This is a genomic window from Rummeliibacillus sp. TYF-LIM-RU47 (assembly GCF_008638315.1).
Classification (GTDB): domain Bacteria; phylum Bacillota; class Bacilli; order Bacillales_A; family Planococcaceae; genus Rummeliibacillus; species Rummeliibacillus stabekisii.
In genome coordinates this window covers 77,467-103,281 of record NZ_VVIR01000001.1, presented here as the reverse complement: position 1 = coordinate 103,281, position 25,815 = coordinate 77,467, and the positions used below count along the sequence as shown (strand labels likewise).

The 25,815-nt window shown below is 37.5% G+C and carries 30 protein-coding genes; 7 read left to right on the top strand and 23 right to left on the bottom strand.

What is annotated here, in order from left to right:
• Positions 1 to 63 precede the first annotated feature (63 nt).
• A complete protein-coding gene (locus tag F0527_RS00570; RefSeq protein ID WP_066791620.1) occupies positions 64 to 387 on the top strand; it encodes a YflT domain-containing protein in 324 nt (107 codons plus the stop codon).
• Positions 388 to 714: 327 nt separating this feature from the next.
• Here the strand turns inward: F0527_RS00570 and F0527_RS00565 are convergent, their stop codons facing one another.
• From F0527_RS00565 to F0527_RS00550, 4 genes are all read right to left on the bottom strand, one after another.
• Positions 715 to 1,173 carry a DinB family protein gene (locus F0527_RS00565; RefSeq protein WP_150283409.1) on the bottom strand — a complete coding sequence of 153 codons (459 nt, stop codon included), beginning with the start codon at positions 1,171 to 1,173 and terminating at the stop codon, positions 715 to 717.
• Between the two features lie 430 nt (positions 1,174 to 1,603).
• A complete protein-coding gene (locus tag F0527_RS00560; RefSeq protein WP_150283408.1) occupies positions 1,604 to 2,542 on the bottom strand; it encodes a DNA/RNA non-specific endonuclease in 939 nt (312 codons plus the stop codon).
• 103 nt (positions 2,543 to 2,645) lie between these two features.
• Complete coding sequence (locus F0527_RS00555; protein ID WP_150283407.1) at positions 2,646 to 3,179, bottom strand: SF0329 family protein; 534 nt, start codon at positions 3,177 to 3,179, stop codon at positions 2,646 to 2,648.
• Between the two features lie 505 nt (positions 3,180 to 3,684).
• Positions 3,685 to 4,623 (bottom strand): L-threonine 3-dehydrogenase, encoded by a 939-nt coding sequence (locus F0527_RS00550; RefSeq protein WP_150283406.1) that lies wholly within the window; start codon positions 4,621 to 4,623, stop codon positions 3,685 to 3,687.
• A 239-nt stretch (positions 4,624 to 4,862) separates the two neighbouring features.
• Here F0527_RS00550 and F0527_RS00545 point away from each other — a divergent pair, with 239 nt between their 5' ends.
• On the top strand, positions 4,863 to 5,498 hold the full coding sequence (locus tag F0527_RS00545) for a hypothetical protein (RefSeq protein ID WP_150283405.1): 636 nt from the start codon (positions 4,863 to 4,865) through the stop codon (positions 5,496 to 5,498).
• Between the two features lie 104 nt (positions 5,499 to 5,602).
• Here the strand turns inward: F0527_RS00545 and F0527_RS00540 are convergent, their stop codons facing one another.
• The 9 genes from F0527_RS00540 to F0527_RS00500 form a co-directional block, all read right to left on the bottom strand.
• Positions 5,603 to 5,941, bottom strand: coding sequence for a YolD-like family protein (locus F0527_RS00540; RefSeq protein ID WP_190323349.1), 339 nt, complete (start codon positions 5,939 to 5,941; stop codon positions 5,603 to 5,605).
• Between the two features lie 60 nt (positions 5,942 to 6,001).
• Complete coding sequence (locus F0527_RS00535) at positions 6,002 to 7,258, bottom strand: Y-family DNA polymerase (protein ID WP_150284872.1); 1,257 nt, start codon at positions 7,256 to 7,258, stop codon at positions 6,002 to 6,004.
• Between the two features lie 402 nt (positions 7,259 to 7,660).
• A complete protein-coding gene (locus tag F0527_RS00530; protein WP_150283403.1) occupies positions 7,661 to 8,449 on the bottom strand; it encodes a carbon-nitrogen family hydrolase in 789 nt (262 codons plus the stop codon).
• Between the two features lie 165 nt (positions 8,450 to 8,614).
• Positions 8,615 to 9,814 carry a glycine C-acetyltransferase gene (locus F0527_RS00525; protein ID WP_184117531.1) on the bottom strand — a complete coding sequence of 400 codons (1,200 nt, stop codon included), beginning with the start codon at positions 9,812 to 9,814 and terminating at the stop codon, positions 8,615 to 8,617.
• A 68-nt stretch (positions 9,815 to 9,882) separates the two neighbouring features.
• The gene (locus tag F0527_RS00520) at positions 9,883 to 10,539 is read right to left on the bottom strand and encodes a YczE/YyaS/YitT family protein (protein ID WP_223823499.1); all 657 of its coding nucleotides are present in this window, start codon (positions 10,537 to 10,539) and stop codon (positions 9,883 to 9,885) included.
• A 73-nt stretch (positions 10,540 to 10,612) separates the two neighbouring features.
• The gene (gene ybaK, locus F0527_RS00515) at positions 10,613 to 11,095 is read right to left on the bottom strand and encodes a Cys-tRNA(Pro) deacylase (RefSeq protein WP_147195542.1); all 483 of its coding nucleotides are present in this window, start codon (positions 11,093 to 11,095) and stop codon (positions 10,613 to 10,615) included.
• A gap of 14 nt (positions 11,096 to 11,109) precedes the next feature.
• Entirely contained in the window at positions 11,110 to 11,529 is a 420-nt protein-coding gene (locus F0527_RS00510; RefSeq protein WP_150283401.1) for a hypothetical protein, read from the bottom strand.
• A 279-nt stretch (positions 11,530 to 11,808) separates the two neighbouring features.
• The gene (locus F0527_RS00505) at positions 11,809 to 12,417 is read right to left on the bottom strand and encodes a DUF7010 family protein (protein ID WP_223823498.1); all 609 of its coding nucleotides are present in this window, start codon (positions 12,415 to 12,417) and stop codon (positions 11,809 to 11,811) included.
• Positions 12,418 to 13,067: 650 nt separating this feature from the next.
• Complete coding sequence (locus tag F0527_RS00500; protein ID WP_223823497.1) at positions 13,068 to 14,537, bottom strand: amidase family protein; 1,470 nt, start codon at positions 14,535 to 14,537, stop codon at positions 13,068 to 13,070.
• A 97-nt stretch (positions 14,538 to 14,634) separates the two neighbouring features.
• Here F0527_RS00500 and F0527_RS00495 point away from each other — a divergent pair, with 97 nt between their 5' ends.
• On the top strand, positions 14,635 to 15,543 hold the full coding sequence (locus F0527_RS00495) for a DMT family transporter (RefSeq protein WP_150283399.1): 909 nt from the start codon (positions 14,635 to 14,637) through the stop codon (positions 15,541 to 15,543).
• Between the two features lie 43 nt (positions 15,544 to 15,586).
• Complete coding sequence (locus F0527_RS00490) at positions 15,587 to 16,306, top strand: class I SAM-dependent methyltransferase (RefSeq protein WP_150283398.1); 720 nt, start codon at positions 15,587 to 15,589, stop codon at positions 16,304 to 16,306.
• A gap of 89 nt (positions 16,307 to 16,395) precedes the next feature.
• On the opposite strand, the gene F0527_RS00485 is transcribed toward F0527_RS00490, so the two are convergent.
• The gene (locus F0527_RS00485) at positions 16,396 to 16,719 is read right to left on the bottom strand and encodes a MazG nucleotide pyrophosphohydrolase domain-containing protein (RefSeq protein ID WP_150283397.1); all 324 of its coding nucleotides are present in this window, start codon (positions 16,717 to 16,719) and stop codon (positions 16,396 to 16,398) included.
• Between the two features lie 82 nt (positions 16,720 to 16,801).
• Here F0527_RS00485 and F0527_RS00480 point away from each other — a divergent pair, with 82 nt between their 5' ends.
• A complete protein-coding gene (locus F0527_RS00480; protein WP_150283396.1) occupies positions 16,802 to 17,383 on the top strand; it encodes an LOG family protein in 582 nt (193 codons plus the stop codon).
• Positions 17,384 to 17,635: 252 nt separating this feature from the next.
• Complete coding sequence (locus F0527_RS00475) at positions 17,636 to 18,187, top strand: putative glycolipid-binding domain-containing protein (RefSeq protein ID WP_190323347.1); 552 nt, start codon at positions 17,636 to 17,638, stop codon at positions 18,185 to 18,187.
• A gap of 59 nt (positions 18,188 to 18,246) precedes the next feature.
• Here the strand turns inward: F0527_RS00475 and F0527_RS00470 are convergent, their stop codons facing one another.
• The 7 genes from F0527_RS00470 to F0527_RS00435 form a co-directional block, all read right to left on the bottom strand.
• Positions 18,247 to 19,278 (bottom strand): S66 family peptidase, encoded by a 1,032-nt coding sequence (locus F0527_RS00470; RefSeq protein WP_150283394.1) that lies wholly within the window; start codon positions 19,276 to 19,278, stop codon positions 18,247 to 18,249.
• Positions 19,279 to 19,310: 32 nt separating this feature from the next.
• Positions 19,311 to 19,589: a hypothetical protein gene (locus F0527_RS00465; protein ID WP_150283393.1), complete on the bottom strand. Its 279-nt coding sequence runs from the start codon at positions 19,587 to 19,589 to the stop codon at positions 19,311 to 19,313.
• A gap of 51 nt (positions 19,590 to 19,640) precedes the next feature.
• On the bottom strand, positions 19,641 to 20,090 hold the full coding sequence (locus F0527_RS00460; RefSeq protein WP_223823496.1) for a P-loop NTPase family protein: 450 nt from the start codon (positions 20,088 to 20,090) through the stop codon (positions 19,641 to 19,643).
• Between the two features lie 43 nt (positions 20,091 to 20,133).
• Positions 20,134 to 20,967 carry an alpha/beta fold hydrolase gene (locus F0527_RS00455; protein WP_190323346.1) on the bottom strand — a complete coding sequence of 278 codons (834 nt, stop codon included), beginning with the start codon at positions 20,965 to 20,967 and terminating at the stop codon, positions 20,134 to 20,136.
• Positions 20,968 to 21,143: 176 nt separating this feature from the next.
• Complete coding sequence (locus tag F0527_RS00450; protein ID WP_150283390.1) at positions 21,144 to 21,539, bottom strand: VOC family protein; 396 nt, start codon at positions 21,537 to 21,539, stop codon at positions 21,144 to 21,146.
• A 337-nt stretch (positions 21,540 to 21,876) separates the two neighbouring features.
• Entirely contained in the window at positions 21,877 to 22,629 is a 753-nt protein-coding gene (locus F0527_RS00440; RefSeq protein WP_223823495.1) for a hypothetical protein, read from the bottom strand.
• Between the two features lie 40 nt (positions 22,630 to 22,669).
• Positions 22,670 to 23,233, bottom strand: coding sequence for a GNAT family N-acetyltransferase (locus F0527_RS00435; protein ID WP_150283388.1), 564 nt, complete (start codon positions 23,231 to 23,233; stop codon positions 22,670 to 22,672).
• A gap of 278 nt (positions 23,234 to 23,511) precedes the next feature.
• On the opposite strand from F0527_RS00435, the gene F0527_RS00430 reads away from it, so the two are divergent.
• Positions 23,512 to 23,781 (top strand): 2TM domain-containing protein, encoded by a 270-nt coding sequence (locus F0527_RS00430; protein ID WP_150283387.1) that lies wholly within the window; start codon positions 23,512 to 23,514, stop codon positions 23,779 to 23,781.
• Between the two features lie 355 nt (positions 23,782 to 24,136).
• Here the strand turns inward: F0527_RS00430 and F0527_RS00425 are convergent, their stop codons facing one another.
• Both F0527_RS00425 and F0527_RS00420 read right to left on the bottom strand, forming a co-directional pair.
• The gene (locus F0527_RS00425) at positions 24,137 to 25,165 is read right to left on the bottom strand and encodes a DUF4179 domain-containing protein (RefSeq protein WP_150283386.1); all 1,029 of its coding nucleotides are present in this window, start codon (positions 25,163 to 25,165) and stop codon (positions 24,137 to 24,139) included.
• Positions 25,162 to 25,725, bottom strand: a complete 564-nt coding sequence (locus F0527_RS00420) for a sigma-70 family RNA polymerase sigma factor (protein WP_150283385.1) — start codon at positions 25,723 to 25,725, stop codon at positions 25,162 to 25,164. Before F0527_RS00420 ends, F0527_RS00425 begins: the two co-directional genes overlap by 4 nt.
• Between the last annotated feature and the right edge of the window lie 90 nt (positions 25,726 to 25,815).

Below are 25,815 nucleotides of genomic sequence, written 5' to 3'. Positions count from 1 at the left end.
CCAGGTTTAATCTTTCTTTTTCAGGGAATACCATAAATATAATCAACAGAGGAGGAATTTTAAATGGTTACAAAAATTACAGTAGAAAACGCAGTACAAGCGAAAGAAGAAATCGAAAAGTTAGAAGCTCAAGGCTACAGCCGTGATGATGTCTATGTATTCGCGCACTATCAAGAACGCGAAGATGATATTGCAGATGCATTAGATACAGCTGAAGTGGGTATGAAAGAACAAGGTTTCTTCAAATCCATGAAAAACTTAGTGGCTAAACGCGGCGATGAATTACGCACCGAAATGCAAGCTGTGGGTCTAAGCGAAGCAGAAGCAGATGCCGGCGAAAAAGAGTTAGACCAAGGCAAACTTGTATTAGTAGTTAACAAAAAATAATTCCCTTCCCTTCATGAATTGAGCATCCTTAAAAAAACACGGCTAGGTTAATCAACCAAGCCAAAAAAGTTCCAGTCATCCTTTCGATGATTGGAACTTTTTTATGATCACCTTTTATTTCTCTAAACTAGGAAAATTATTTTGCATAAATTCTCTTTCAAGTTCATCACTCATTACATCATTATCTCGGTCATCGTTACATTTAGGTTAAGAAAGCAAAACAGTTTAGACAATTAGGCCACACATATTAAACATGTCTGATGTGTAGTCTAACTTTATTACATTATTCAACTAAAGAACCTGTAAGTTACCGAAATGCTATCAATATTAGGCATTATTTTTAATAAGGATTTGATTGTTAATATGATGTTCCATATGTTTAAGATAATCTTTTACGAGCCACTCTAATGTTTTTTGTTGATTATCTCCTATATCACAAAGATTTGATAATCTCTCTTTTGGAATGTTCGAGATAGTATTTATGATTTGCTTATTTAATGATAAAAAAAGGTTTAATATCTCATCAAGTGGTCTTTCTTGATATTTCTGAAGAATTACCCATTGGTTTTGCCTATATGATTGGATAACAAATGGTTGTTCTTCGTACTGAATCTTTACAAAACTATTAATATTATTTATTGCAGAGTCGCATAGATGTCCTAAAATCTCCTTTTTGGACCATTTATTTTGTAATGGACGATTTGATATTTCTGTTTCTGACATTGAGTTATATACCTTCGGTAATGTTTGTATCCAGTGGTTTATTCCATTAATTACATCCTCCATACACCTTCACCCTTTCAATATGCAATATGTATCTAAAAAACAATATTCGTCTAAAGACATTAATATACCTTCTTAAATTAGCCTGTTAGTTGAACAAGAATTATATCCTCATCAAGTAATCCTTTATAGGGTTTGTTTATTTTGAAAGTAAAATATTATCTTTCACATATTCCCACAGCATTAAATAGCCCGATTGTGGAATAACAGCTACAATTAGACTGCCACTTTACTTGAAGAAAGAATGAAAAAGTCTACCTTGAATGCTACTCTATCCAGAATAGTGTTAATAAACTTTCCATTCTAATTTGAAACCATCAAAAAACGACTAACTCCTTTATAATCAAGGTTTAGTCGTTTTTTGAATGAAAATCGATAAAGGCCTGTATTCATCTATTTCTTTGAAATTTATTTTACCTTAATTTCTAAATACCTATTCCCCTACCATACCATCATTATCTCGATCATCCATATATGGGTATAACCAATGTTTCCTCGTTATTGGCATACTATAACCTGCTGCTTTTGCTTCTTTAATCGTCACTTGTCCATCACCATTTGTATCAACACTAGAAATATTGCCTTTTCTGTTTGAACGAGTTGTAGTTGAATTGGAAGCCTTATTGCCAGTTAGACCGAGCGATTTGTTTACTTTATCAGGGTTCACATTCTTAAATTTATCAACGATTTTCTCACCCTTTATCGTATAGGTATACTGATAGCTTGAGGGAATTTGTGTTTGCGTATTAGGATAGGTAATAATGGCTTCAAAGTTTGTAGCCCCACCAGCTTTACGAATGGCATCTTCCATATATGCTTGATCACCATGTCGGTTGAGTGTACTTTCTTGTGGAGTAATATTGTAAGCATTTGATACCCCTCCGAGAGAATCCGCAATGATATGTCCTTCATCTAAATCTGCTCTTTCAACACCTGGAACTTTTGCTTCATCAGGGTAGTATCTACCAGACGATGTTACTGGTTCGGTACGGTCATCTTGTAGAACAATTTTGTCGGCAATAACACGAACCAGTTGCCCATGCTCATTCGTAAATCCCCAATATTCACGATTTCCAAAACCAATGTCAACGACGACGTTTGATTTTCGATACCCAGAAAGATCACCACCATAAACTTTAATAAGTTTGTATCCTGAGAACAGTTTTTTATTTGGTTTAGTTGGTGTTTTCTTTGCTACTGTTTCACCAATAACCGAAGTGATAGTTTCATCTTTTTCACTATTTTTATTTGTATCAACTGTGTTTACTTCTTGTGAATTTGTTTCTTTATCTTTAATGGATCCACCTTCGGTACAACCGACTATAAAGATGGTCGTTAAAAGTAATATTATGTAATTCATTTTCCTTTTCATGTTAGGACTCTCCTGTAATAGCTTTATAGTATTTGTTCCAAGATATACTTTATCATAAATATATCCATTTACCTTAATTGGTTTAATTTATTAATAAATTGTTTTAAATGATGATTCTTATATTTTCCGCTTCACAACGTAGTTTAAAAAAGTCTTGGACAAATGGATGTTCATTTGCAATAGTGTCATTTATTTTCATTAATGATCGTTTACCTATGCGACGGTCTAAAAGAGATAATATTTTGATTAAAATATCGGAGGACTGTCGACTTTCTTGTATTGAAGCATTGAAATATTGTTCTAAAGCAAAAAAGAAATCATATTGTCCATAAATCGCCTCATTTTTCAGTAATTGATGTGCTTCATCTTGAAGATCCCGATTATGAGTTACGTCATCAAAGTTAAAATCATCTAATTGTTTTCGTATAGCCCATTTTTTGCGAAATTCTTCTCTCTCTGCAATGAGTGTACACATATTTAACTTTTCAACTTTATCTACCGTAATGACGGCTCTACCTAACTGGTCGTGCGCGCGTCTATAATTAATAACTTGAAAATCCACTCTCGAACGCAAAGATTCGCAAGTGAAGCTTTTCAATTGTTTTTTTGCTTTACTCCATTTCGGACTATACAACAAATAAATACCTCCAAAAATCGTTTTATATTAAGTATAAATCAAAATTATAGGAATAAAAAAAACAACAGCTTTGATTGAATTTTGTCTTTTTTATAATGGTTTTTTAGGAAAGGTCTCGTGCAATAGTTTTTCCTTTTAAATAGCCACACAAAGAACTTGTTGTCCCGTTATAATGTAGTGTTCTACTCTAGCCACTACATTACAACAATCACATTTACACATAAGGCTTTTATCTTCATATTCAGCAAAGATAGTGAGATGGCCAATTTGGTGGGGGAAGCCCAATACTTTAAAGGTTTATTATAAGAAAAGTGAAGAGAGCACAGAGTATAATAAAGCTTTGATAAAATACAAAGATCAATAACAAAGTCCTTCTTCTGAAAAACTATTATTTAAGAATTAAAATCCGAATAAGCAAAAAGAGGCCCAAAAAGTGATATGCCACTTTTTCGTGCCCCTTTTTCATATAGGATGAGCATTTTTAAAATGCTGTTCCTTGCCTAGTCTATTTTAATTTTTCTTTTAATACATTTAACATATCGATTGTCATTGCGTCTAAATCGAATTTTGCTTTAAAGCCCCATTCTTCTTTTGCCGCTGTTGGATCAATCGAATTCGGCCAGCTGTCCGCAATTGCTTGGCGTACAGGATCCACACTATAATCCATTGTAAAGTCTGGCATTACCTTGCGGATGGAAGCTGCAATTTCTTCTGGTTCAAAGCTCATCGCTGTTACATTGAATGCATTACGGTGAATTAGTTTTTCTGGATTCGCTTCCATTAAGTCAACGATTGCTTGCAATGCATCAGGCATATACATCATGTCCATATATGAACCTTGTGCGATATAAGAAGTATATTTGCCTTCTTGTACAGCTTTATAATAAATATCTACCGCATAGTCTGTTGTACCGCCGCCTGGAGGAGTCACATTGGAGATCAAGCCAGGGAAACGAACGCCGCGCGTATCTAAGCCAAAGCGTGTGAAATAATAATCACAAAGAAGTTCACCCGCTACTTTATTTACGCCGTACATAGTAGTCGGACGTTGTAATGTATCTTGAGGCGTATTATTTTTCGGTGTTGATGGGCCAAACGCGCCGATAGAACTTGGCGTAAAGAATTGCATATTTAATTCGCGTGCTACTTCAAGAGCATTCACAAGACCGCCCATGTTTAAATTCCAAGCGAACAATGGTCTTTCTTCAGCTGTTGCTGACAATAATGCTGCCATATGCATGATTGTATCTGCTTCAAAATTCTTCGCTAATTCATGCATACGTTTTGCATCTGTTACATCTAATTTTTCAAATGGCCCTGCTTGGTTTGCACTCTCTTTTATATCTGTAGCTAGTACATTTTCGGTACCATATTCTTTTCTTAGCTTCGCCACTAATTCTGAACCGATTTGGCCAGACGCGCCTGTTATCATTATTCTTTTCATTGTATAATCCTCCCTCTATTACATACAATTGCTTTTTCCGACAGTACAATTTCCCTTCTCAAAAACATTTGTATTCTCCCAGTGTACAAATAAACCCATTAGCACCTATTATTTAAAGTAATTTTCCGAGTTTATTATATACTGTATTTCTAGAAAGCACAACTAGTGCTTATCCACTGATTTCTTCTGGGACTTTTCTTGAATTTTCATTTATACTAAACGAAAAAAGGAGTGAACGAATGGAATTAGTAAAATTAACGCTTATTTATTTATTCGCCATCCTAGCATGCTCTTTTCTGCTTTTAATGGATATTCCTACATGGCTAATCGTAATTTTGCTTATCTTATATGTATTTATGTTTACACTTTATCCCCACTTCAATGCACTATGGTGGACAAATAATCTAAAAAAAATTGACCGCTTCCTTAAAAGGAACAAGCAAAAAGCATTATTTGCCTATCCATACGCCATCGCCCATGAATCCTTAGCAGAACAAAAAGAAGCACTTCAACGAATAATTTCCACTCATCAACAGCCTTATATCAAACATAATTACGCATGCTTGCTTGCCCTACTAGAAGAACATTATGACCAAGCGCTGACTGAAGCAAAACAAATTCAGAAAGAGCCTTATCAAAGCTATATGATTGCCCATAGCGAAGCCCTGCTTGGAAATATCGAGAACGCACGTGAAATGCTTCCGCGGTTAACTGAAAAATGGATGGCTCCTTCAATTGAAAGTTTGATTTCTGCCAAGGAGAAAAATAAAGAAAACTTTAGCCGATACTCAGCTGAAGCAATCGAACATGCAAGAGGTGTACAGAAGTACATGCTTTATTATTCCTTGAAAGATATGAAAGAACTTCAAATGTGAAAGGGATTTTAGCAAACTCTGTGTGTACACCTAAAAAGCCACAAACGTTGAATCTATACGTTTGTGGCTTTTATATTTTATTTGATTATTATTATTTATGATTTTCACGCTAATATTTCCAAATGAATAATACAGTCCACATCCACCCAATGATTTTTAGAAAATGTATCTTGATCTTGGATTAACAGTTTTTTCTTTTCACTGTTAAGGTTGGCAATGATGCCTGTAAAGCTGCGGCTCGTTTTGTCATGCCATACTTCTACTACTACTTGTTTTTTGCTGTAGTATGCTTGAAGTACTTCCTCTTCTAACGCCTGCAGTGTCCATTCGTCATATGCAGGTTTTTTGATTTGCTTTAATTCACTTTGCCAATTTTTTAAACGGTGAACATGTTCCGGCAGCATCATAGCCGTCCACTTGATATTCCCTCGGTCGCGTAGCACTAACACACATCTCCTTTTTATCCCGTCTCGCATTAACAAGCTGTAAAATTCCCTCAGACTTTAGCGCTTGTGCCCTCCAAGCAATCCGTCGCGTCCAATTGCAGTACCTGCCTCTGTATACGAAACGGCGCGAAGGATAGCTGTCGAACCGTAATGTGCACGAAGGTGATCCATTGCAGCGCCGAGCTTACGACGTTTCCAGCGTTTTGTATCAAAGAGGCTAAGCTGTAGTGATTGTTCCGATTCTAATTTTGATATGCTGATGCTGATTTGTCGCACGGGACGTTCGTTGTAATGCTCTTCAAAAAGCTGCAGACATACACGATAAATCGCCATTGTATCATTGGTCGCTTCATCAATTGTTTTTGCGCGTTGGAAGCCTCCGCCAAAAGCATCGCGGCTATACGATATGCCCAATGTAATGGTGCGGCCCACTTTATAAGCTTCCCTTGCCCGCCTTGCTACATCCTCACACATCTCAAGCAGCACGATGAAGATTTCCTTTTTCGTATGGTAATCGCGTTTTAATATCTGGCTTTTGCCGAAACTGATTTGGCCTTCAACAATTGGTGCTTCTCCTACGGTAGATAAATCAATCCCCCATGCATGGTGGTAAAGCTGGTTGCCCATAATGCCGAACTTCTCTTCGAGTGCAGATAAATCAGCATTTGCTAAATCGCCCACTGAAAAAATACCCATGTGGTTTAGCGTTCGTTCGGTGCGGCGTCCAATTCCCCACATTTCAGATAGCGGCATAACAGGCCATAGCTTTTTCTCAACATCCTCAAAGTCCCATTTTGCAAAACCTGTTTTTTTCGCTTCTAAATCGAGTGCAAGCTTTGCTAGAAGCATGTTAGGTCCCATACCGACAGTGCTTGGAATTTCGAATTGCTTGTAAAGTTCATTCTGGATGGCACGCGCTGTTCGTTCTGGATCACCCCATAGCTTCTCCGTGCCTGTTAAGTCAATAAAGCTTTCATCAATACTGTAAACATGAATCGCTTCGCTCGGTACATAGCTCGTAAATAATTTAGTGATTTCAACAGACATGCGCACAAAGTACTCCATCTTTGCTTCAAACACATGGATATCGGGGTGCTTCGGAATTTCAAATAACCGAGTGCCCGTTTTTATTTGGAAACGTTTTTTCGCCATGGGAGATGCAGAAAGCACGATACTGCTTTGCTGCTCCAGATTACCAACAACGGCAACCGCTTCGTTCAGCACATTCAAACCAGCGAGTGTCGCCATGCAGCTCGCATAAAAACAACGCATATCTATACACATAATCGATCTATTTGGCATATTTTCATACAGCACAGCGAACTCCCTCCATTCAATAAAGAACATTTGTTCTAATTCTAAAATGAGACAAGTGAGATGACAAGTCATAAAGAGCATTTACCAAAATGTAACGTTTTATTTTCCATATAAAGTGAAACTTCATTCAGTGGGGGTTTTTTATCCCCACTGAAGGTTAGTTGAACCAATCGGGCTTTTACGGGCAGTTACCCCCCACTAAACTTCTCCTTTACATACTGCAGTTTTGAAGTGGGGGTCTTACTGCCCGTTAATGCGGGATAAAAACAACGAGAGGAATGTAGAAAGGGTTTGTGAATATATTATATTCGGTGAGGGGATGGATATACGTTTATATCCAAAGAGGCAGGTTCGAACAATAAAGTAAAAAGCGAGAGAAATAGCTTCTCTCACTTGAACTTACACCAGAATATCTTTATATAAATCAGGGCGCCGGTCATCATAGACAGGGATTTGTCCTCGCACTTCATCGACATTAGATAAGTCCACGTCAATAACAGCAAGCTCTTCATCCTCATTTCCCGTCCACAATACTTCACCCCAAGGCCCAATAATCATGGACTGGCCGTTGAAATTTTCTTTCTTGTTGCTAATTCGATTGACAGCTATAACAAAGCATTGATTTTCAATAGCTCTTGCTTGGAGTAACAATTTCCAATGATCAATTCTTGGCGTCGGCCATTGTGCTACCACGAACAACACTTTTGCCCCATTTAATGTATGAAGGCGCAACCATTCTGGAAAACGGATGTCATAGCAAATAACGCCCGCCGCCTGCAAGTCGCCTAAAGCAAAGTTGTTCTTTTCGCTTCCTGAGGATAAATGCAAATGTTCATCCATGAGGCTGAAAAGATGGACTTTATCATACTCTCCTACTAGTTTGCCCTCTTTATCGACAACATACATCGTATTGTAGAAATAATTATCTCTCTTTGTTGCCACAGAACCGCCGACAATATCGATGTGAAGTTCTGTGGCTAAATTTTGCAAGAAGTTCTTAGTTCTTTCACCATGGTCATCCGCTAATTCATTTAACTTTTTCAGCGCATAACCTGTATTCCACATTTCAGGCAAGACAACAAGCTTGGCTCCTTTACTAGCACTTTCGCGAATGAACTGTTCAGCTCTTTTAAAGTTCTTTTCCACATCACCAAATGCTACATTTAACTGAATGCATCCTATCTTCATGTTTGCGCACCTCCGTTTGAACTTTTCGCTCCCATAGTAAACTTTCAATTCTGAAAAATCTACATATTATTCTATCTTTTCTGAATCAAAAAGTATATAAAAACGAGATACTAGAAAGTCCTTTAACATAAAAAAATCCCGCCATAATGGCGAGATTTTAGGATATTAAGAAATAACACCAAGCTCTTTACCGACTTTTTCGTAAATCGCTAGCGCTTTATCAAGCATTTCTTTTGTATGGGCAGCTGTTGGCATATTGCGTACACGGCCAGTGCCTTTTGGAACGGTTGGGAACACAATCGATTTCGCATAGACGCCTTCTTCAAGAAGACGAGCTGAGAATGTTTGTGTTAATTTTTCATCGCCGATAATGCATGGCGTAATTGGTGTTTCTGAATGACCGATATTAAAGCCTAATTTTTTCAGGCCGGCTTTTAAGTAATCGCCATTTTCCCAAAGCTTGTCATGAAGCTCTGTAGAGTCCATCAGCATTTGAACTGCACGTGTGATAGCAGCTACGTCACCTGGTGGTAATGCTGTAGAGAATAAGAATGGACGTGAGCGGACTTTTAACCAGTCGATTAGGTTCTTCTTACCAGCAACATAACCGCCAACAACACCGATTGCTTTAGATAATGTACCGATTTGGAAGTCAATCTCATTTTGAAGGCCAAAATGTTTGACTGTTCCTTTCCCTTTGCCCATTACACCTGAACCATGTGCATCATCCACATATGTAATCAGATCAAATTCTTTTGCGATTTCTACGATTTCAGGCAATTTTGCCACATCGCCGTCCATTGAGAAGACGCCATCTGTGATGACCATAATTTTATTGTATAGGCCTGATTCTTTCGCTTCTTTCGCTTTTTGGCGAAGATCTTCCATATCAGAATGGTTGAATGCAATAATTTTCGCTTTTGATAGGCGGCAGCCATCAATAATAGACGCATGGTTTAGTTGGTCTGAAAGAATGGCATCATTTTTATCCATAACAGCTGAAATTGCAGCCATATTACAGTTAAAGCCTGATTGATAGGAAATCGCCGCTTCTGTTCCTTTAAACTCAGCCAATTTTTCTTCTAACTTCACATGCAAATCAAGCGTACCGTTAATTGTACGCACAGCGCCTGCACCTACGCCGTATTTATCAATTGCCTTTTTGGCAACTTCTTTTAATTCAGGATTTGTCGCTAATCCAAGATAGTTATTGGAAGACAAGTTAACTAATTCTTTTCCTTTAACTTGGATTACTGGACCATTCGCGCCTTCAACGGCATCGATTTCATTGTATAATCCTTGGTCGCGAAGCTGTTGTAAATTTTCGTTTAAGAATGTATTAAGTACGTGTGACAAAGTCCTCATCCCTTTCCTGCATATCTATATCGTATTGTAGCATAACTATTTTTAGTTTTGCATTTCTATACCAGCCACTACTGCTCTATGATTTCTTTTTCTACTTGCTTATGTTTACCGTCATCTATTTTCATACATTTTTTCAAAGCCTTCTCGCTATACCGAAGTGCTACCTGGATGATGGGCCCTAGTGCGAAGACCATTACAACCGTACCAATGCCGACAGGTCCACCAAGGAAGTAGCCGACGACTGCTACAGTGAATTCCATGAAGGTACGTGCCGAAGTAATGCTCCAGTCGAGTTTTTCAACAAGCAACAGCATCACGGTATCTCGTGGCCCTGCCCCAAAATGGGCCGGTATATACAGGCCACAACCGATAGCGATGAGAATGGTACCGAGAATAAAATCCATTAATTGAAAAGCGAAGTGATGCGGATCTGGCAAAAGCCAGTTGAAGAAATCAAGGAAGAGCCCGACCACAATCATATTAAGGAATGTGCCTATATGCGGCCATTGCCTAATACCAATCGAGGATAGTGTCACGATGAGAATGCCTATTATTTCCGACCATGTACCAATTGATAAACCAAACTGTTGATACAGGCCAATATGCAGCACATCCCATGAACCGACGCCAAAACGCTGGCCTTTTACTGTCAGTGCAATACCCAGCCCAATAACCATTAGGCCAGCGAAAAAGAACAGCAAACGCCACGTATTTACTTTCTTCACTTCATCCCTTCTTTCACCATTAGAAAAAGAAAGCCATGCATGAACATGCCTTCCTTCATTCATTACTTCTATTTTAAACTAGAGATGTGAATTTTGCATGTGCCGCTTTTGCTAGACTTTCCGGCGACAAGCAAATTTGCATACCAATCTTCCCGGCTGAAACAAATATTTCATCTAGTTTTTCTGCTGCGTCATCAATCCATGTAGGATACTGCTTTTTCATACCAATCGGCGAACAGCCCCCTCTGATATAACCTGTATTCGGCAGAAGCTCTTTCACAGGCAGCATCTCTATTTTCTTTTCGCCAACCGCTTTTGCTGCCTTCTTTAGATTCAGCTCAGAAGCTACAGGGATGACAAAAACATAGAGATTGCCTTTGCCGCTTGTTGCAACAAGCGTTTTATATACACTCTCCTCTGCCTGCCCAATCTTATGCGCCACTGCTACGCCATCAATCTTCCCGTCTTCCACTTCATATTCCGTTAATGTATAAGGGATTTTTTGACCATCCAACAAACGGACGGCATTTGTTTTTTGTATCTTATGTTTTGCCATAGCATTCTCCCCTCCTAAATGAACATGTAGATGGTTGGTTCAGCAAATTGAAAACCTTGTCTGGCCATGCTGGTTTGAAAAGTATAACGCGAAATTGCTTTTTCCCTTATGTGCTGCTTTGATGGTGCTTGCTCAAATGTAGACTCCTTGAGAGATGTATTCGTTATTTGAGTAACAGGATCATTATGTATGCGCCAGATGCTATTCTTTCCTATGTCTTTGCCCTTTTGGTTGCGGGCAGAAGCAGTATACTCTTCATTGTGCTCCTGATCTGTCTTTCCCGTCAATAAATTCAGCAACGTTTCAATAGATGGTCTCGGCTTATGATATTGAGCGTTCCTCCGGTAAGTCTCATCCGCTGTTTTATGGCGAAGCGCCCTCTTGCGGTTTTCTATATCCGTATACTGTTTTTCCAGAAGTGACGAAACATGCATGGCGACAACCTCCCCTTTTTATCCTAACTCTATTGTCGAATACGCTTACAAATAAGAGCTTTTTTTATCTTCATCTATTAATATATCAGAAAAGTGGAAATAGACGAATGGGGCTCAGAATATTTTTCCACTATTTCAAATTAAACTTGCAACCTCGATAGAAAACCGATAGTCTCAGTATTTGAAACTAGATTCTGGAGGAATAAAGTGTAACAACTAAAACCACAACAGCAACAAAGTTTCTGTATGTTCACCTAAAACGCCCAGTGTGTAACAATATTATTGGTCTCGTGCCATCCTAAGTAATCTCCTACCCACGGACAAAATCACAAGGCTGGTTATCCATAATATCAACATAGAACCCAAGCCAACCAATGTCCACCATGTGTTAATCTGATGCTGTCCAAGACTGGACCTCAATGGCACAAAGAGTAGTGTCACAATCGGAAGCAGACAAAGGAGCGTTCCTGTAACATAATAAGCCTTGACTTTGAAAAGGTAAGCAAGAGGAAAGAAGTGTACCCCAACAATTATAGCCATAATCGGAAAAAACCAATCGAAATGTCCAACAGTATTGCAAATGATAGCCGCAATAATAATCAACAAAAATTCTGTAGCAAAAACAATATTAAACCACTTGTTGACATTGGCATTCTTAGAACCATGGGTATTTGTACTATCCAAGTTTCGGGAACTCCTAATCAATGCAATCCCCGAGAAAAATAAAGTAGCACCGATAAATATTGCAAGAATTAGTAACCAAATAGAACCTAAGCCCTGCAAACCTCCAATACCAACGTCCGCCCAAACTGTCCCGAAAAAGGCCATAAACATAACCCCCGAAGCAGTCCCACGAATGTCCGCTCTAGAAATAACGCTTTCCGACACACGAATCTCCCTCTCCATTAAATTTCTACTTCCACAACATGTTTCTTTTAATTGTCCTTAAATGAATTAAGTGCTTATCCTTATTCAAGGATTGTGCACAACAACGGAAAATCTTATTGAAGATAATCACAAGTTAGATTAAAGCTTTAGCTCCGCTCACAGTACTTTTCTAAAACACACTCTGCTCACATTATATTTTATAGCCAATTATATAATTCTACATCTCCATCTATTTCACCTGTATACTTCCGTCAACATAAAGAAGCCCTTAATCTCGGAGATTAAGGGCAAACTATATACTGATTAATATTTTTTGGATTTGTAATATTTCTTGTACTTCAATCTTTGGACTAAAAGGAACCCTATTAAAACTCCTATTGGCCCTGAGTAAGTCACTGGCCCTCCAATAAAGATAACTGAGCTTACATAACCAGTAACATAAACAAAGATAAAAATAATGATATCCTATTTTCGTGTAGTAAATATTCTTTCATTATGCTTCATTCCTTCTTGAAAACCATAAAAACGTCTAGATTAATCTTTTGTTCTAGATTCATTTTTCTCTAAAGCATAACACTCGTTAGCTGCAGGAAAAAGTTCTTTATCATCATTCTCCTCCCCTGAATAATATCCACTCATGACCTTCTCATTTAAAACTTTGGTGGTACGCGCCTCTTCGTCTGTTGTTCGTAGGAATAGGCTAATTCGATTAGCTTTGGTTCACTATATGCCAAGCCTGAGAACGTCAAACCTACAGGAAGCCCGGTTTTTGTGTAACCCGCAGGAACTGTGATAGAAGGATAACCCGCTTTGGCAGGCAATTCATCGCCAGAGTCACTTAAAAATAACAGAGCATCTAAACCATTCTCTTCCATTACCTTATCAATGCCAAGTTCTCCTGATAATTTCACATCATCTGAGCGTTGCTTCAGATAAACTGGATTTTCTAGACTCTCGCTTCTTCCCTCTGACTCAATCAATAAATCTTGGCCATACTTCATCCTGTTATCAGGGTCTTCTTCATTAAAGGCAATAATGTCTTTTAGCGTTTTCACTGATACAGAATCTGAGGTTGTCTTTAAATACTGATTCACTTGATGCTTGAATTCGTAGGACAGGACATCGGAACGGAGATCATGTTCAGGGACCTCCACTTCCTTTATAACAGCGCCTAGGTTTCGCAATTCATCCATTGCTATATTCAACATTTCTTTTAGCTCTGTCGTTTCTTCATCGTGCCTATCCAAAAAGCGAGGATCAACACCAATTGTAGCTCCTTTTAAACCGTCCATCTTGAGATGCTTTGTATAATCCTGAAGTGCCTTACCTTCACTTGTTGCTGTGATAGGATCAGCTGGATTAACACCCGTTAACACACCTAATGTAATAGCTGCATCTCTTACCGTCCTTGCCATAGGACCAGCTGTATCTTGGCTAAGGGCGAGTGGAATAATCCCCCCTCGGCTAATTAGTCCGACTGTTGGTTTGATACCCACAATGGAATTCAAACTCGATGGATTCAGAATGGAACCACATGTCTCCGTTCCAATACTAACCACCGCAAAATTAGAGGCGATACTTGCGCCAGAACCAGAGCTTGAGCCGCCTACAAATCCAGCCTCGAAATTCTCCGGCCCATAAGGATTTTTAACTTGTCCACCCACTCCACTGTAGCCGCTAGGTGCCTTAGTAGACATAAAATATGCCCACTCGCTCATATTGGTTTTCCCTAATATGATCGCACCTGCTTCTCGAAGTTTTTTCGCTACCCAGGAGTCCTTCTTCGCATAGTTATCTTTTAATGCAATGGCACCTGCTGTAGTGGGCATCGGATCCATTGTTTCAATATTGTCTTTCAAAAGAATAGGAACTCCAAAAAGAGGGCCTTGTTCCCCCGATCCCATTGCCTTATCCATATCAGCAGCTATGTTTAATGCATCTGGATTTATGTTGAGGACTGAATTAATTGCAGGACCGCTGCTATCAAACTGTTTAATTCGCTCTATATACCATTCCACTAACTCTACAACCGTCAATTCCCCATTCTGCAAAGCTTCTTGAATTTGTTTGATCGACCATTCTTCCATTTTATATTTTTCTCTTTTTGTTGATGTGCTCATCTCGTCCCTCCTGGCAACTTTTCTACCAATCATTATAGCAATACTCTTTATTTTCTGATATGTTTAGAGCTATCAATATTAAAGAAGGTGGGAAGTAATGCGCAAATACATAGGAGAACTCGCTCTGACAATTACAGCGATTATCTGGGGAAGCGGCTTTGTGGCGAGTGCCATTGCCTTGGAACATTTTACGCCGTATCAGATATTGGCGATTCGCTTTTTCATAGGAGCAGTCATATTAGGCATTGTTTTTTATAAAAAGTTAAAAGGAATAGACAAAGGAACCATTTTCAAAGGAGCAATATTGGGGACTTTCTTATACTTGGCTTTCGCGCTTCAGACAGTCGGGCTACAATTTACCACCCCCTCCAAAAATGCTTTCTTAACAGCAGTCAATGTCGTCATCGTACCGTTTATCGGCTTACTTTTGTATAAAAGAAAGATGGATTACTTCGAACTCATTGGGGCGTTCCTTGCCATTATCGGTATCGGTGTCCTATCGCTGAAATTGTCCTCTTCTATCAATATCGGGGATTTATTAACACTAGCCTGTGCAGTTGGTTTTGCCTTCCATATATTTTATACAGCCAAATTTGTGAAGGATGCTGATCCAATCCTTTTGACATTAGTCCAAATGACGACTGCTGCCCTTATTGGTTTTGCTGTTATCTTTTTCAAAGGGGAAAGTTTCCACACGGTTGAAACGGGCGGAACACTCTCTATTTTATATTTGGGTATTTTTTCTACAAGCGCTGCCTTTTTGCTTCAAACAGTTGCTCAGAAGTTCACCACAGATACAAAAGCCGCCATCATCCTTTCAACAGAATCTTTTTGGGGCATGGTCTTTTCCGTACTCATTTTGCATGAAGTCTTGACCATTAAAATGGCGTTTGGTGCGATTCTTATTTTAGGGGCGATTATTATATCTGAAACGAAGGTGCCGTTTTTAACGAAAATTAAAATAAAGGATTTAAAATTTGGCCGAGGTGGACAACGAGACTCTTGATATCATGGCTAAAATAAACATGATGTAGAAAGTGGGTAGATTCATGATTCCGTTAGTATATGACCAGCTTAGTGGCTGTGGTAAAGACAATGAATTCTTCTTAGCCCTGTTGAAGAAATTGAACGTGAAATACATAGCAGATTTGGGTTGTGGAACTGGGAGATTAACAACCCATTTTTCAGAGTCAGGCTATCATATTACAGCGATTGATCCGAATGAAGAAGCAATCGAATATGCCAAAGCGAAAGAGTATCCAGAGGAAGTGACCTGGATTGTTGGGGATAGCTCCAATTTACAACCAAATGTTTTTGATGCTATCATCATGACGGCCAATGTGGCGCAAGTATTTCTTACAGATGAAAGTTGGCAGAACGTCATTTCTGATGCATATCGAGCATTAAAACCTGGCGGACATTTTATTTTTGATACACGAAATCCCTTAGCCAAAGAATGGGAACAGTGGCAGGAAGATATGACACCTGATCTTGCAACAAATCCGTTGAACAATGAACCACTAGAAATTTGGACGGAATACGTTGGATTTGTAGGTGATATATTTACTTTTTATGAGACTATCAAAGTTGCACGTACAAATGAAATTGTCATTCAGAAAAAAATGCAATTAATATTCCGAACTCAAGAAGAAATACAAGAATCATTACAACAAGTTGGATTTTCACAAATCCATGTTTATGGAGATTGGACATTTACCGAAGCCACATCAGACACCAAATCTTTTATCTTTCATGCTGTAAAAGGATAATAGTTAACCAAACAGTTTATTAATGAAAAATAAATTAGGCCTTGCTACAATCCATACGTAGCAAGGCTCTTTAGATCACTATTACTCGTTTACTTTTTGACCCTATACCTGTCATCTAACTTTGCCTGATGCACTTTAAAGATATCTTCTAGCTTAATATCATATTTATTCGCTATATCAGTGATATTTCCCAATACATCACCTAATTCACTTACAAGCTCCTGCTTCTTTTCAATATATGTATTTTCAGTTTCATCTGGTCGATCGCGTCCAATTTCAAGAGCTCTGATTGCTCGGGCAACCTCTCCCGTTTCCTCCGCTAAGAATCCAATACGGATGAATATATCTAATTGTGACCATCCTCGCTCTTCATAATAATCGTTAATCCATTGCTGAAATTCATTCACATCCATACTATAATCCCCCTTGGTTCAATCTCAAATATTCCCTATAATTACAATTGTATAATAAAAACTTGCAGAATTGAGGGAACTTATGAAAAGTGTAGCAGTATTTTGCGGTTCTAGTATGGGTGCTTTACCTACTTACAAAGAAGGAGCCATTGCTTTAGGAAAAGAATTAGCTGAACAAAATATTACACTCGTATACGGCGGAGCTAGTGTAGGTATTATGGGTACAGTGGCAGATACAGTATTAGAAGCAGGCGGCCAGGTTATTGGTGTTATTCCCAAAATGCTAGAAGAAAGAGAGATTTCTCATAAACATTTAACAGAATTGATTGTGGTAGATTCCATGCATGAAAGAAAAACAAAAATGTCAGATTTAGCAGATGGATTCATCGCATTACCTGGAGGCCCGGGAACGATGGAAGAATTTTTTGAGGTATTTACATGGGGACAGTTAGGTCTACACCAAAAACCTTGCGGGATATTAAATATAGATCATTATTATGATCAATTAATTAATTTCTTTAACCACATGAATGAACAACAGTTTCTTCAAGAAAAATACTTATCAATGCTTTTGAATGATACATCTCCAGCAAAACTAATTGAAAAGTTTCATTCATATACCCCTCCAGCAATAAAAACCTATATTAAAGGGAATCAAGCTTGAAAAACATTATTTATAACAGGTTCGATGCCTTATTTAGAATTACAAAATAAGGTATTAGGATATAAAAAATAATAGCGGAAAACAATATAAAAGTGGAGCAAAAACTAGATAGAATAATTAAACTATTAGAGCAAGATAAAAGGAATAAATAGACTGTTAGCTTTCAGAGCGGGGTCGATCTCTTCGCGTACATAAGGAGCGGAAAAATATCATTGTAAACCCATGGACATTCAAATGAGGAGGATGGATATAATGAAACAAATCGCAGTTTGGGAAAATAAAAAATCTACTGGTTCTGAATTCTTAGAGGTGAAGTCATTAGAAGATACTTCCATAGCAAAAAGTTCAATTATATCAATTGAAAATGATACTCCCTTAAAAATAGAATATAAAATTGAATTAACTAATTGGTTTACAAAAAATGTGAAGATCGATTTATTAAACCTTGGTAAATCTCTTTATCTTGAAAGTAATCAAAATCATCAATGGTTTGACGAACATGGGAACGAAATCCCTGAACTCTCTGGAGCAATTGATATTGATATATCTTGTACACCGTTTACAAATTCATTACCAATAAATAGAGTGGATTGGCGCTTAAATAAACCTCAGAGTTTCCTAATGGTTTATATCAAGGTTCCAGAATTGACTCTTAAAAAAGTTGAACAAGTATATACTCTAATCAAGGAAGAAAAAGACTATCAAATGTTTGATTATAGAAGCTCTTCATTTCAATCTACTATTCAGGTTGGTAAAGATGGGTTGGTAATTGAATATCCAAAACTGTTCAAAAGAAAATACTAAAAACTAGCAAAAAAATATCAAAAGGCATGCATTCGAAATCTCAATGCATGCTTCCTAAATTATTCTACACCACTTTCCAAAATGGTAAAGGTTCCTTTATCGCAATTTATCTCTGCCAATGCACCATATGGCAAAATAAACTTTGGTTCCGTATGACCAAAATTTAAATTATAGAGAATCGGCAAATCTTCTAGATTAAATTCCTTCATAGCTAATTGAATAGCCTCTTTATATTCATCGTAATATTTTTCATCTTGAGGTTTCCCAAAGATAATTCCTTTACTCTTTTGTAAAATGCCTTGGGCAGCATAGTTGCGCAACCAATATTTAATAAGATCCGGCGCTGGCTTTTCTTCAGAGGTTTCAAAGAAAAGGATGCTATTCTCCCAATACTTTTCTTCTGGCCAGAGTTCTGTCCCTTTTACAAATTCAAGTACTTCAATGCAGCCTCCTATCAAACGTCCTTGCGCTATTCCAGAACCTTGAAGAACTTCAACTCCTGCATTTTTCTGCATGACTCGCCGGCGTGTTTTATTTCCTTCTGCCCACTCTACATATTCACTCGTCCATTCATTCGCCGGAAGTATTTCACCAATTACTTCATTTGAAAAGAGCGTTCGATTCACCGATTCAATTGTATATGAATCCATCTCCACATTTTCTGCAAAATCGGTTAGAATGGCTGGACCATAAAAAGAGGAAAGCCCAGCTTTATGGCAGAATAAATGTGAAATGGTTACATCGGAGTAACCCATAAATATTTTCGGATTCTCACGAATAACGTCGAAATCGATATAGGGTAACAAGCGGATACTATCATCACCGCCAATATTTGCAATGATCCCTTTGATATCCTTATCCTTGAATGCCGTCATCAAGTCTTCCGCACGAGCTTGCGGATTATTATAAAGATAGTCTTCGCCTTTTAAACTATTTGGCATTGGCACAACTTCCAAACCAAAGATGTCTTCTAATCTTTTTACACCTTGTTCATATCGCCATCTAAGGTCTGGTTCACCCGCACCTCCCCAAGAAGGGCTTACTGTTGCTATTCGATCTCCCACTTGCAGTTTTTTTGGTTTAATTAACATGATATTGCACCCTTTCATAATGACTTTAATGTTTAATGGATTGCCTTTTTTTCAAACAAACCTACAAAAAACAGGATAAGACCAACTAGAAAAATAATGGGAAATATATAAAGCATCACTAATGCTGACCATCCGCTTTTAGTGATTACTGCAAAACTTAAGCCCATTGCAAAAGAGATGGATGGTGAAATGAGTAGCATTAGAATAATTCCCCAAACTATATATTTTCTCTTTTTAGACTTACCTGTACTAAGCAAAAAAGCTACATAAGCCCCTACGATTGTAATTAGTATCCCTACAAAGATTGCCATTAGCTCTTCTCCCTTCACTAAAGAAAATTACAATTTTATATTCTCTTACCTTCAATGGAAGTGTCTTAAAATTTCAGCATTACTTTTTAAGGTTATTAACTTATTTTTATAAGGGATAAGCAAAGCAAGTATTTCCGGCTTACTTTTATAGTCAAAGACAGTATTGTAGTTATATAAATCCTTTAATACTTTTAAAGATGGTTTATAATTTGATTTTTCAATGCCTATTTTTTGTTTAAAGTACCTTTTGATTATTCTATATCTTCTTATTGGGAGGCTAATGTCTAGAAATAAAATTAGATCAGCATTTTGAAAGCAGGAAGATACCCATTTATGATGGGCCCCTTCAATAATCCAATTGTCAGTAGCAATTATTTTACTTAAATATTCGTCTCTCTCTTGTTTGCTTCGTTTAATATCTCCAGTGTCAAACCTTTTCCAAACAACATTATCCCATTCAAAATAGGGAATGCTTAATTGATCAGATAGCTTCTTGGCCAAGGTAGTTTTGCCACTTCCGATGGAACCAATGATATGTATTCGTTTAGGTATTGGCACAGGATTTTGTTTGTCTATAGAACCACTCTTTTAATTTGCTAACAATTATTTCGGGTGCATCTCGATATATCTCGTGACTCGTATTAGGAATAGCCTGAACTTCTGCATGGGGAATTTCATTCATCAAATATTCAATTGCCTCATGTCGTTCTTCTTCTATTTCCTTGGGCATCGTACTACGCAGTAATAGTACTGGTGACTGGACCTTTGGAAAAATAGCTGCTGTTGGTTCTAAATGCATTCCTTTCATCACTGCTTTGGCTGTAAACGGAGATATGGCTAGCCTAATTTCACCGTCAACTTCAGCAGCTTGTGCAATACACCCATCCTCAATCTCCTTCGACCATCGTGAAGAGTTAGCCCTTTCAGCGTCGAGAAATTCATTCCAGGAAGCGAAGCGAGCACTATCAATGAAAGCTCCTACATCTATAAGCTGCTGATCAAGTGAAACACCAGCCGGGTCTTGCTGGAAGTAACCGCCATCCAATAACACCAGTCCTTTGATTTTCCCCGAATACAATTCAGCCATATAAAGTGCAAGGTGGGCTCCCCATGAGTGGCCAACAAGATAGACATGGGTTAAACCCAAGGAGTTGATGTAATTACATAGACGTTCAGCCATCCTTGTTGGAAAATACTCTTCCTCATTATCCATGGAAACTTCTCCACCATGTCCTGGTAAATCAAAAGCAACAACGTAAAAATCATTCTGCAAAAGTTTCGCTAGCTCCGCAAAACTTAAGCCAGAGGAGCCCAGTCCATGCAAGAAAACAAGTGCAGGATTGTCTTGATTACCCCATTTGTAATAACGTAATACCATAGCTTCGCCCCCTATCATATTTAAAAATTCAGTTAAAATAAATCAATTGGTGAGTAGAATTTCAGTTTTAACTTGACTACTGAAATATAATTTTAGTATCTTCAAAGATTCCTCAATGACAATGCATTTTACCCTTTGGAAGGCATCGTATATTGATAAAAAGGAAATATAGCTTCCTAAGGAGCTACCAGTTCTACCTTGATTCTGTCCGGATCTTCAAAATAAACAGCGTAGTGATTTTCACCCCCAGCAAATGGATGCCGATCAGTATATAGTAAAGTAACTTCTCTGCCTTTCAACTTTTCGGTCATTTCATCAACTTGTTGCCTTGATTCCGCGTGAAATGCTAAATGATTTAATCCCACATGGCATCTATGATATGGATCCCCTAAGAATCTTTTTTCTGTTTGTACAAAAACAAGGTAGGTATCCCCTAGTTTCCAACTCTGTCCCCCATCCCATTTTTGAACCGTGCTATATCCCAGCTCACCAAGGAACCACCCCCACAAAACAGAGGTTCTTTTTAAATCCGAAACGTATATCTCTATATGGTGAAGTAATCCTTTTGACAAAAAAATCCCCCTATGCCGTTAATGGCTAGTTTTTCACATAATAAAAATTATCTGAACTAATTGAGTAGGAAGTAATTTTGGTACCGGTGTGCTTTGAAAAGCTTTATTCCTTAGCAATTAACTAAAAACTCTAATCAACAAGCTAATTGCAAATAGAATATATGCAATCTGTATCAATATGTATAGGGTCCTTTCAAAGGTTGTAAGTCCTTTTTGCTTTCGAACCTTTTCGAGATATCGTAAATAAAAAGCTGCACTTAAAAAGATTAATAGTGTTGCTATTACCATTAAAATATCTGCAAATATGAGCATCGTTCTCCCCCCTCTCTTAACACATTTAAGTTGCAGTAAGCAGAGGAAATCCCGCTCGGCTCCATAACCATAAAGGTGTATGCACATCAATAGGAGCTAATCCACTTCCAGCAAGGGCTTTGATCCAAGCATTTGCCACAGCTATTCGGTCATCTCCACTTCCATTCAACACTTCTTCTGTACATAATCCTAATTTCACAGTGGCTTTTAGAATATGAGTATCTGGTGCAATAGAGATTAGTTCTCGTGACTTCCAGGATACTTTTGCATAACACTCTAAAACATATAACCAATAATTAAATATTTTCGGTCCAGAAAGGTATGGGAATTCTGTTTTCCTGGAGCCTTGCATGATTTCTTTTAATAGTAAATTGTCAAATTCTACTGACTCAATTAGCCCTTGGACGTTTCCTTGTTCCGATGAATGAACTATACCTTTTGCAACACGTTGCCAAATATCAGGATGGCGGTTTGGCTGTAAGCCCACACGATGTAATAGCAATGCTTCACGAAGCTCATGAATATCTTTTGTGGCGACAACAATCGGATTAAATATCCAGCTCGTTTTAGGATCTTGATACGCTTTAACAACAGATTCCCACAACGAATAAGAATTTCTTTGATAGTTTAAAGCCATTGCCATAGTTAAAACATCTAGTAGTTCATCTTCTTTCACTACATTAATCAACACATCCTCAGGCATCACTTCCCCGCCTAAAAGTCCATCTGCATGCATTTGTTTTAAGGTATGTATATTTTCTAAAATGTTATTCTTCAAAAATAAGATTCTTCTTTCAAATTAGCCAAGTTATCCGAATCTAGTGTATATGATCCTTGGCATTTAATTTTTCATAATCAAACCTTGTCATACCTAATAGATCCAAATCCTCAAAGTCTTCACCTTTTTTAATATCATGTCTTAATGTTCCTTCGAATTGAAGTCCCACCTTTTCCATCACCTTCCGAGAAGCAGGATTTCTAGACATACAGTGTCCATATATTCTCTCTAAGCCCAGTACTTCAAAACCATAACTGAGCATAAAAGAAGCAACTTCTGTCGCATAACCTTTACCCCACTCATTTTTATCAACAAAGTAGGCAATTTCCGCTTTTTGATGACTACTCGAAATACTGACCAACCCGCAATTCCCTATGTATTTCTCTGGGTCTTCTTTTAAAAAAACTGCAAATTCAAAAGCTGTTCCTTGTTTTGCACTAAGTTGTAAGTAGGCAATCCACTTATTTACAAGTGCTTTTGGGTACGGATGTGGAATGGTAATCATTGTGTCAGCAATTTCCGCCTGTGACACTACTGAATAGATAGCATCTGCAAATTCTTGTTCATATGGTTTTAAGAGTAATCGCTTTGTTTCTATTATCATTTGCCTACCTCCGTTTTAGCTAATTTAACATTAATTTATTTTAAAAACGGCTTCCCCTGCTCTATAACTATTTCTACATTAGTTATTAGACTCCTTCTTGCTATCACCCTAGTTATCAATTTGCCTATACTTCTCCGACTATCGCCACTACAGTTTGATTCTAGGATAATACGTGGATATCACGGTACATAAGATAATGTGAATAACTTCAAAACACCATTTAGATGTATGGTAAAATTAATTAAAAATTGAAAATAATTTTAAGGAGGTGTTTTAAGGTGGAGCATGATGAAATTTATTTGCGGGCTAAAAAGCGGGTTGAAAACTTAAAATCATTTTACATTCATTTAACGGTTTATATTCTAGTTAATCTTATGCTTTTCTTCATAAACATCATCACTGATTCAAGTCATTTATGGTTTTTATATCCGCTTGGAGGTTGGGGTATTGGGGTTGCTATACACGGCATAACAACATTTTCTTCTGGAAGATTTGGTGCAGAGTGGGAAGAACGTAAAATTAAAGAGTATATGGGGAAAGATAAGTAAAACTCTTCTACCATTAGCACTTCCCTTAAGACAGGTACCCTTTAACCTCAAACACATTTATAAGAAAAAGAAGCCCTCAAAAGGGCTTCCTCTTTACAGGAGGAATTATCCTGTAAAAAAAATTTTATGGAGTAAAACGATTGGCTTTTTATCGTCCAAAGTCTTCTAATTGATTGAATGTATGACTTTGTATTTCCCAGAAGTAAAACAAATTATAATAACTATTTGCAATATATATAGGCGCAAAAATAAATACCTTTTAGGAAGCGTCCTCTTTAATCTCATTTTATTCCCACCTCATTTTGTCTTCAATCTGCAATATTACAAAAAGTACAACAAAATTTAGGAAGCCATTTTACCTCTTTAAATCTACAATAATCGGTTCCAGTTCAATCTTTTTATGGCCGTTCCCATACATAAGACTCGCAATCGCGATTGGTTGAATAATTAATTTGTTGGCATCTTTTTGGATTGATTGAAATGTGGTACTCCCTTTGAAAGTCTTTCCATTATCGTTCGTAACTCCACCACCGCCAGAGCCCTCCAAATATACATGCCCCAGGTCATCTGTTACTCGAAACATAGGTGTTACACTTGGCCATTTTTTCAGGAATTCGTCTGTCACTATCTGATCATAGGCTATGATGGTCGAGACATCTGTAAATACAATTGAACTCAATGTAACATCTATGTTCTTATTTTTTACTGTTTTATTCACAAGCAGCTTATCTCCCTCTATGCGATTTAATGAAAAGTTAAAAGTCCAATCACCTTTAAACTCTCGATCCTTAGAAAAACTATAAAAAGCTTCAGGTTTCCAAGTAACTTGGACTTCATTTGGCTTTCTATTATCTTTAAAGTCTGGGGTAAATGTGGCAATGCATACATAACGTGTATTACTAATTTTCCTAACATCTTCAGAAAAAGTGCCTCCATCTGCACCTTCGACACGGAACCAATTACGTGCAGTTATTTCCCTCTCATCCCCAAGGTCATGCTTAGTCTCTAGTGCGTAGGATACAGTTATATTCGTGCCGTCATATACTGCTTTGTCAATCATGACCGTAATTCCATTGCTTGTCTTGGCAAGCCCCATCTCTGTTGAGAAGGTATCAAAGTTTTTATACACCTGTTGTTCTTCATTGCTGAAATAGCTAATCACATGATTCATAAACGGGATTTGGGCTGCAATAGTTGGAAATGCAAATCCAGTTGCACCAGTAACGCTAACCATAATGACAGCTGCGATGACAATATTACGCCAAGTCTTTGATTTTTTACGTTTCTTTAATACATGTTGTTTGACGCGCGCTTTTTCGACATTTGATACCTCTAACAGGTCAAGGTTATCTATATCTATGTCCATCCATTCTTTTTTACTCATACAAAGAGCTCCTTTAATTTTGTGTTTGTGGCTAATACTTTCTTACCTCGATACAAGCGATTATCCACCGCTGCCTTCGAAAGACCAAGATTATCGCCGATTTCATTATTCGTAAGCTCTAAGTAATATTTCATAATGAAAATGTCACGATCCATTTCACTTAATTTGCTTAGCGCAAGCAGTAGCTCATTTTTCACTTCTTTTTTTAATACAGATAAATCTGTCTGTAAATGGCTTGCAGTCTGTTCAAGTGGATCATCTGATTGTTCAAGTGCTAGTTGTTTTTCAGCCTGGCGGTAACGATCAATTGCTTTGTACTTTGTTATCATGCCTATCCATTTTTTAAAATCTTGTGGATCACCCTGAAACTGATGCGCATTTTGCCATACAGTTAAAAAAACATCATTGACACATTCATCGATATCCAGTTGTCTCATATTGTGCAAAATCTTAGAGGCAATTGTTTTCACAAGGGGCATATATACCTCTAAAATATAATCGAGTGCATCTTCTTTCTGTTTTTTTAGTCTGATGATAAAGTTTGACGATGAACTTTTCATAATTTCCGCTCCTTATGTGATGGAAAAAGCTTTTTCATAAAGTACAACGAACGTACAACAGGATTATTCTCAAATAATATTCTATGTATT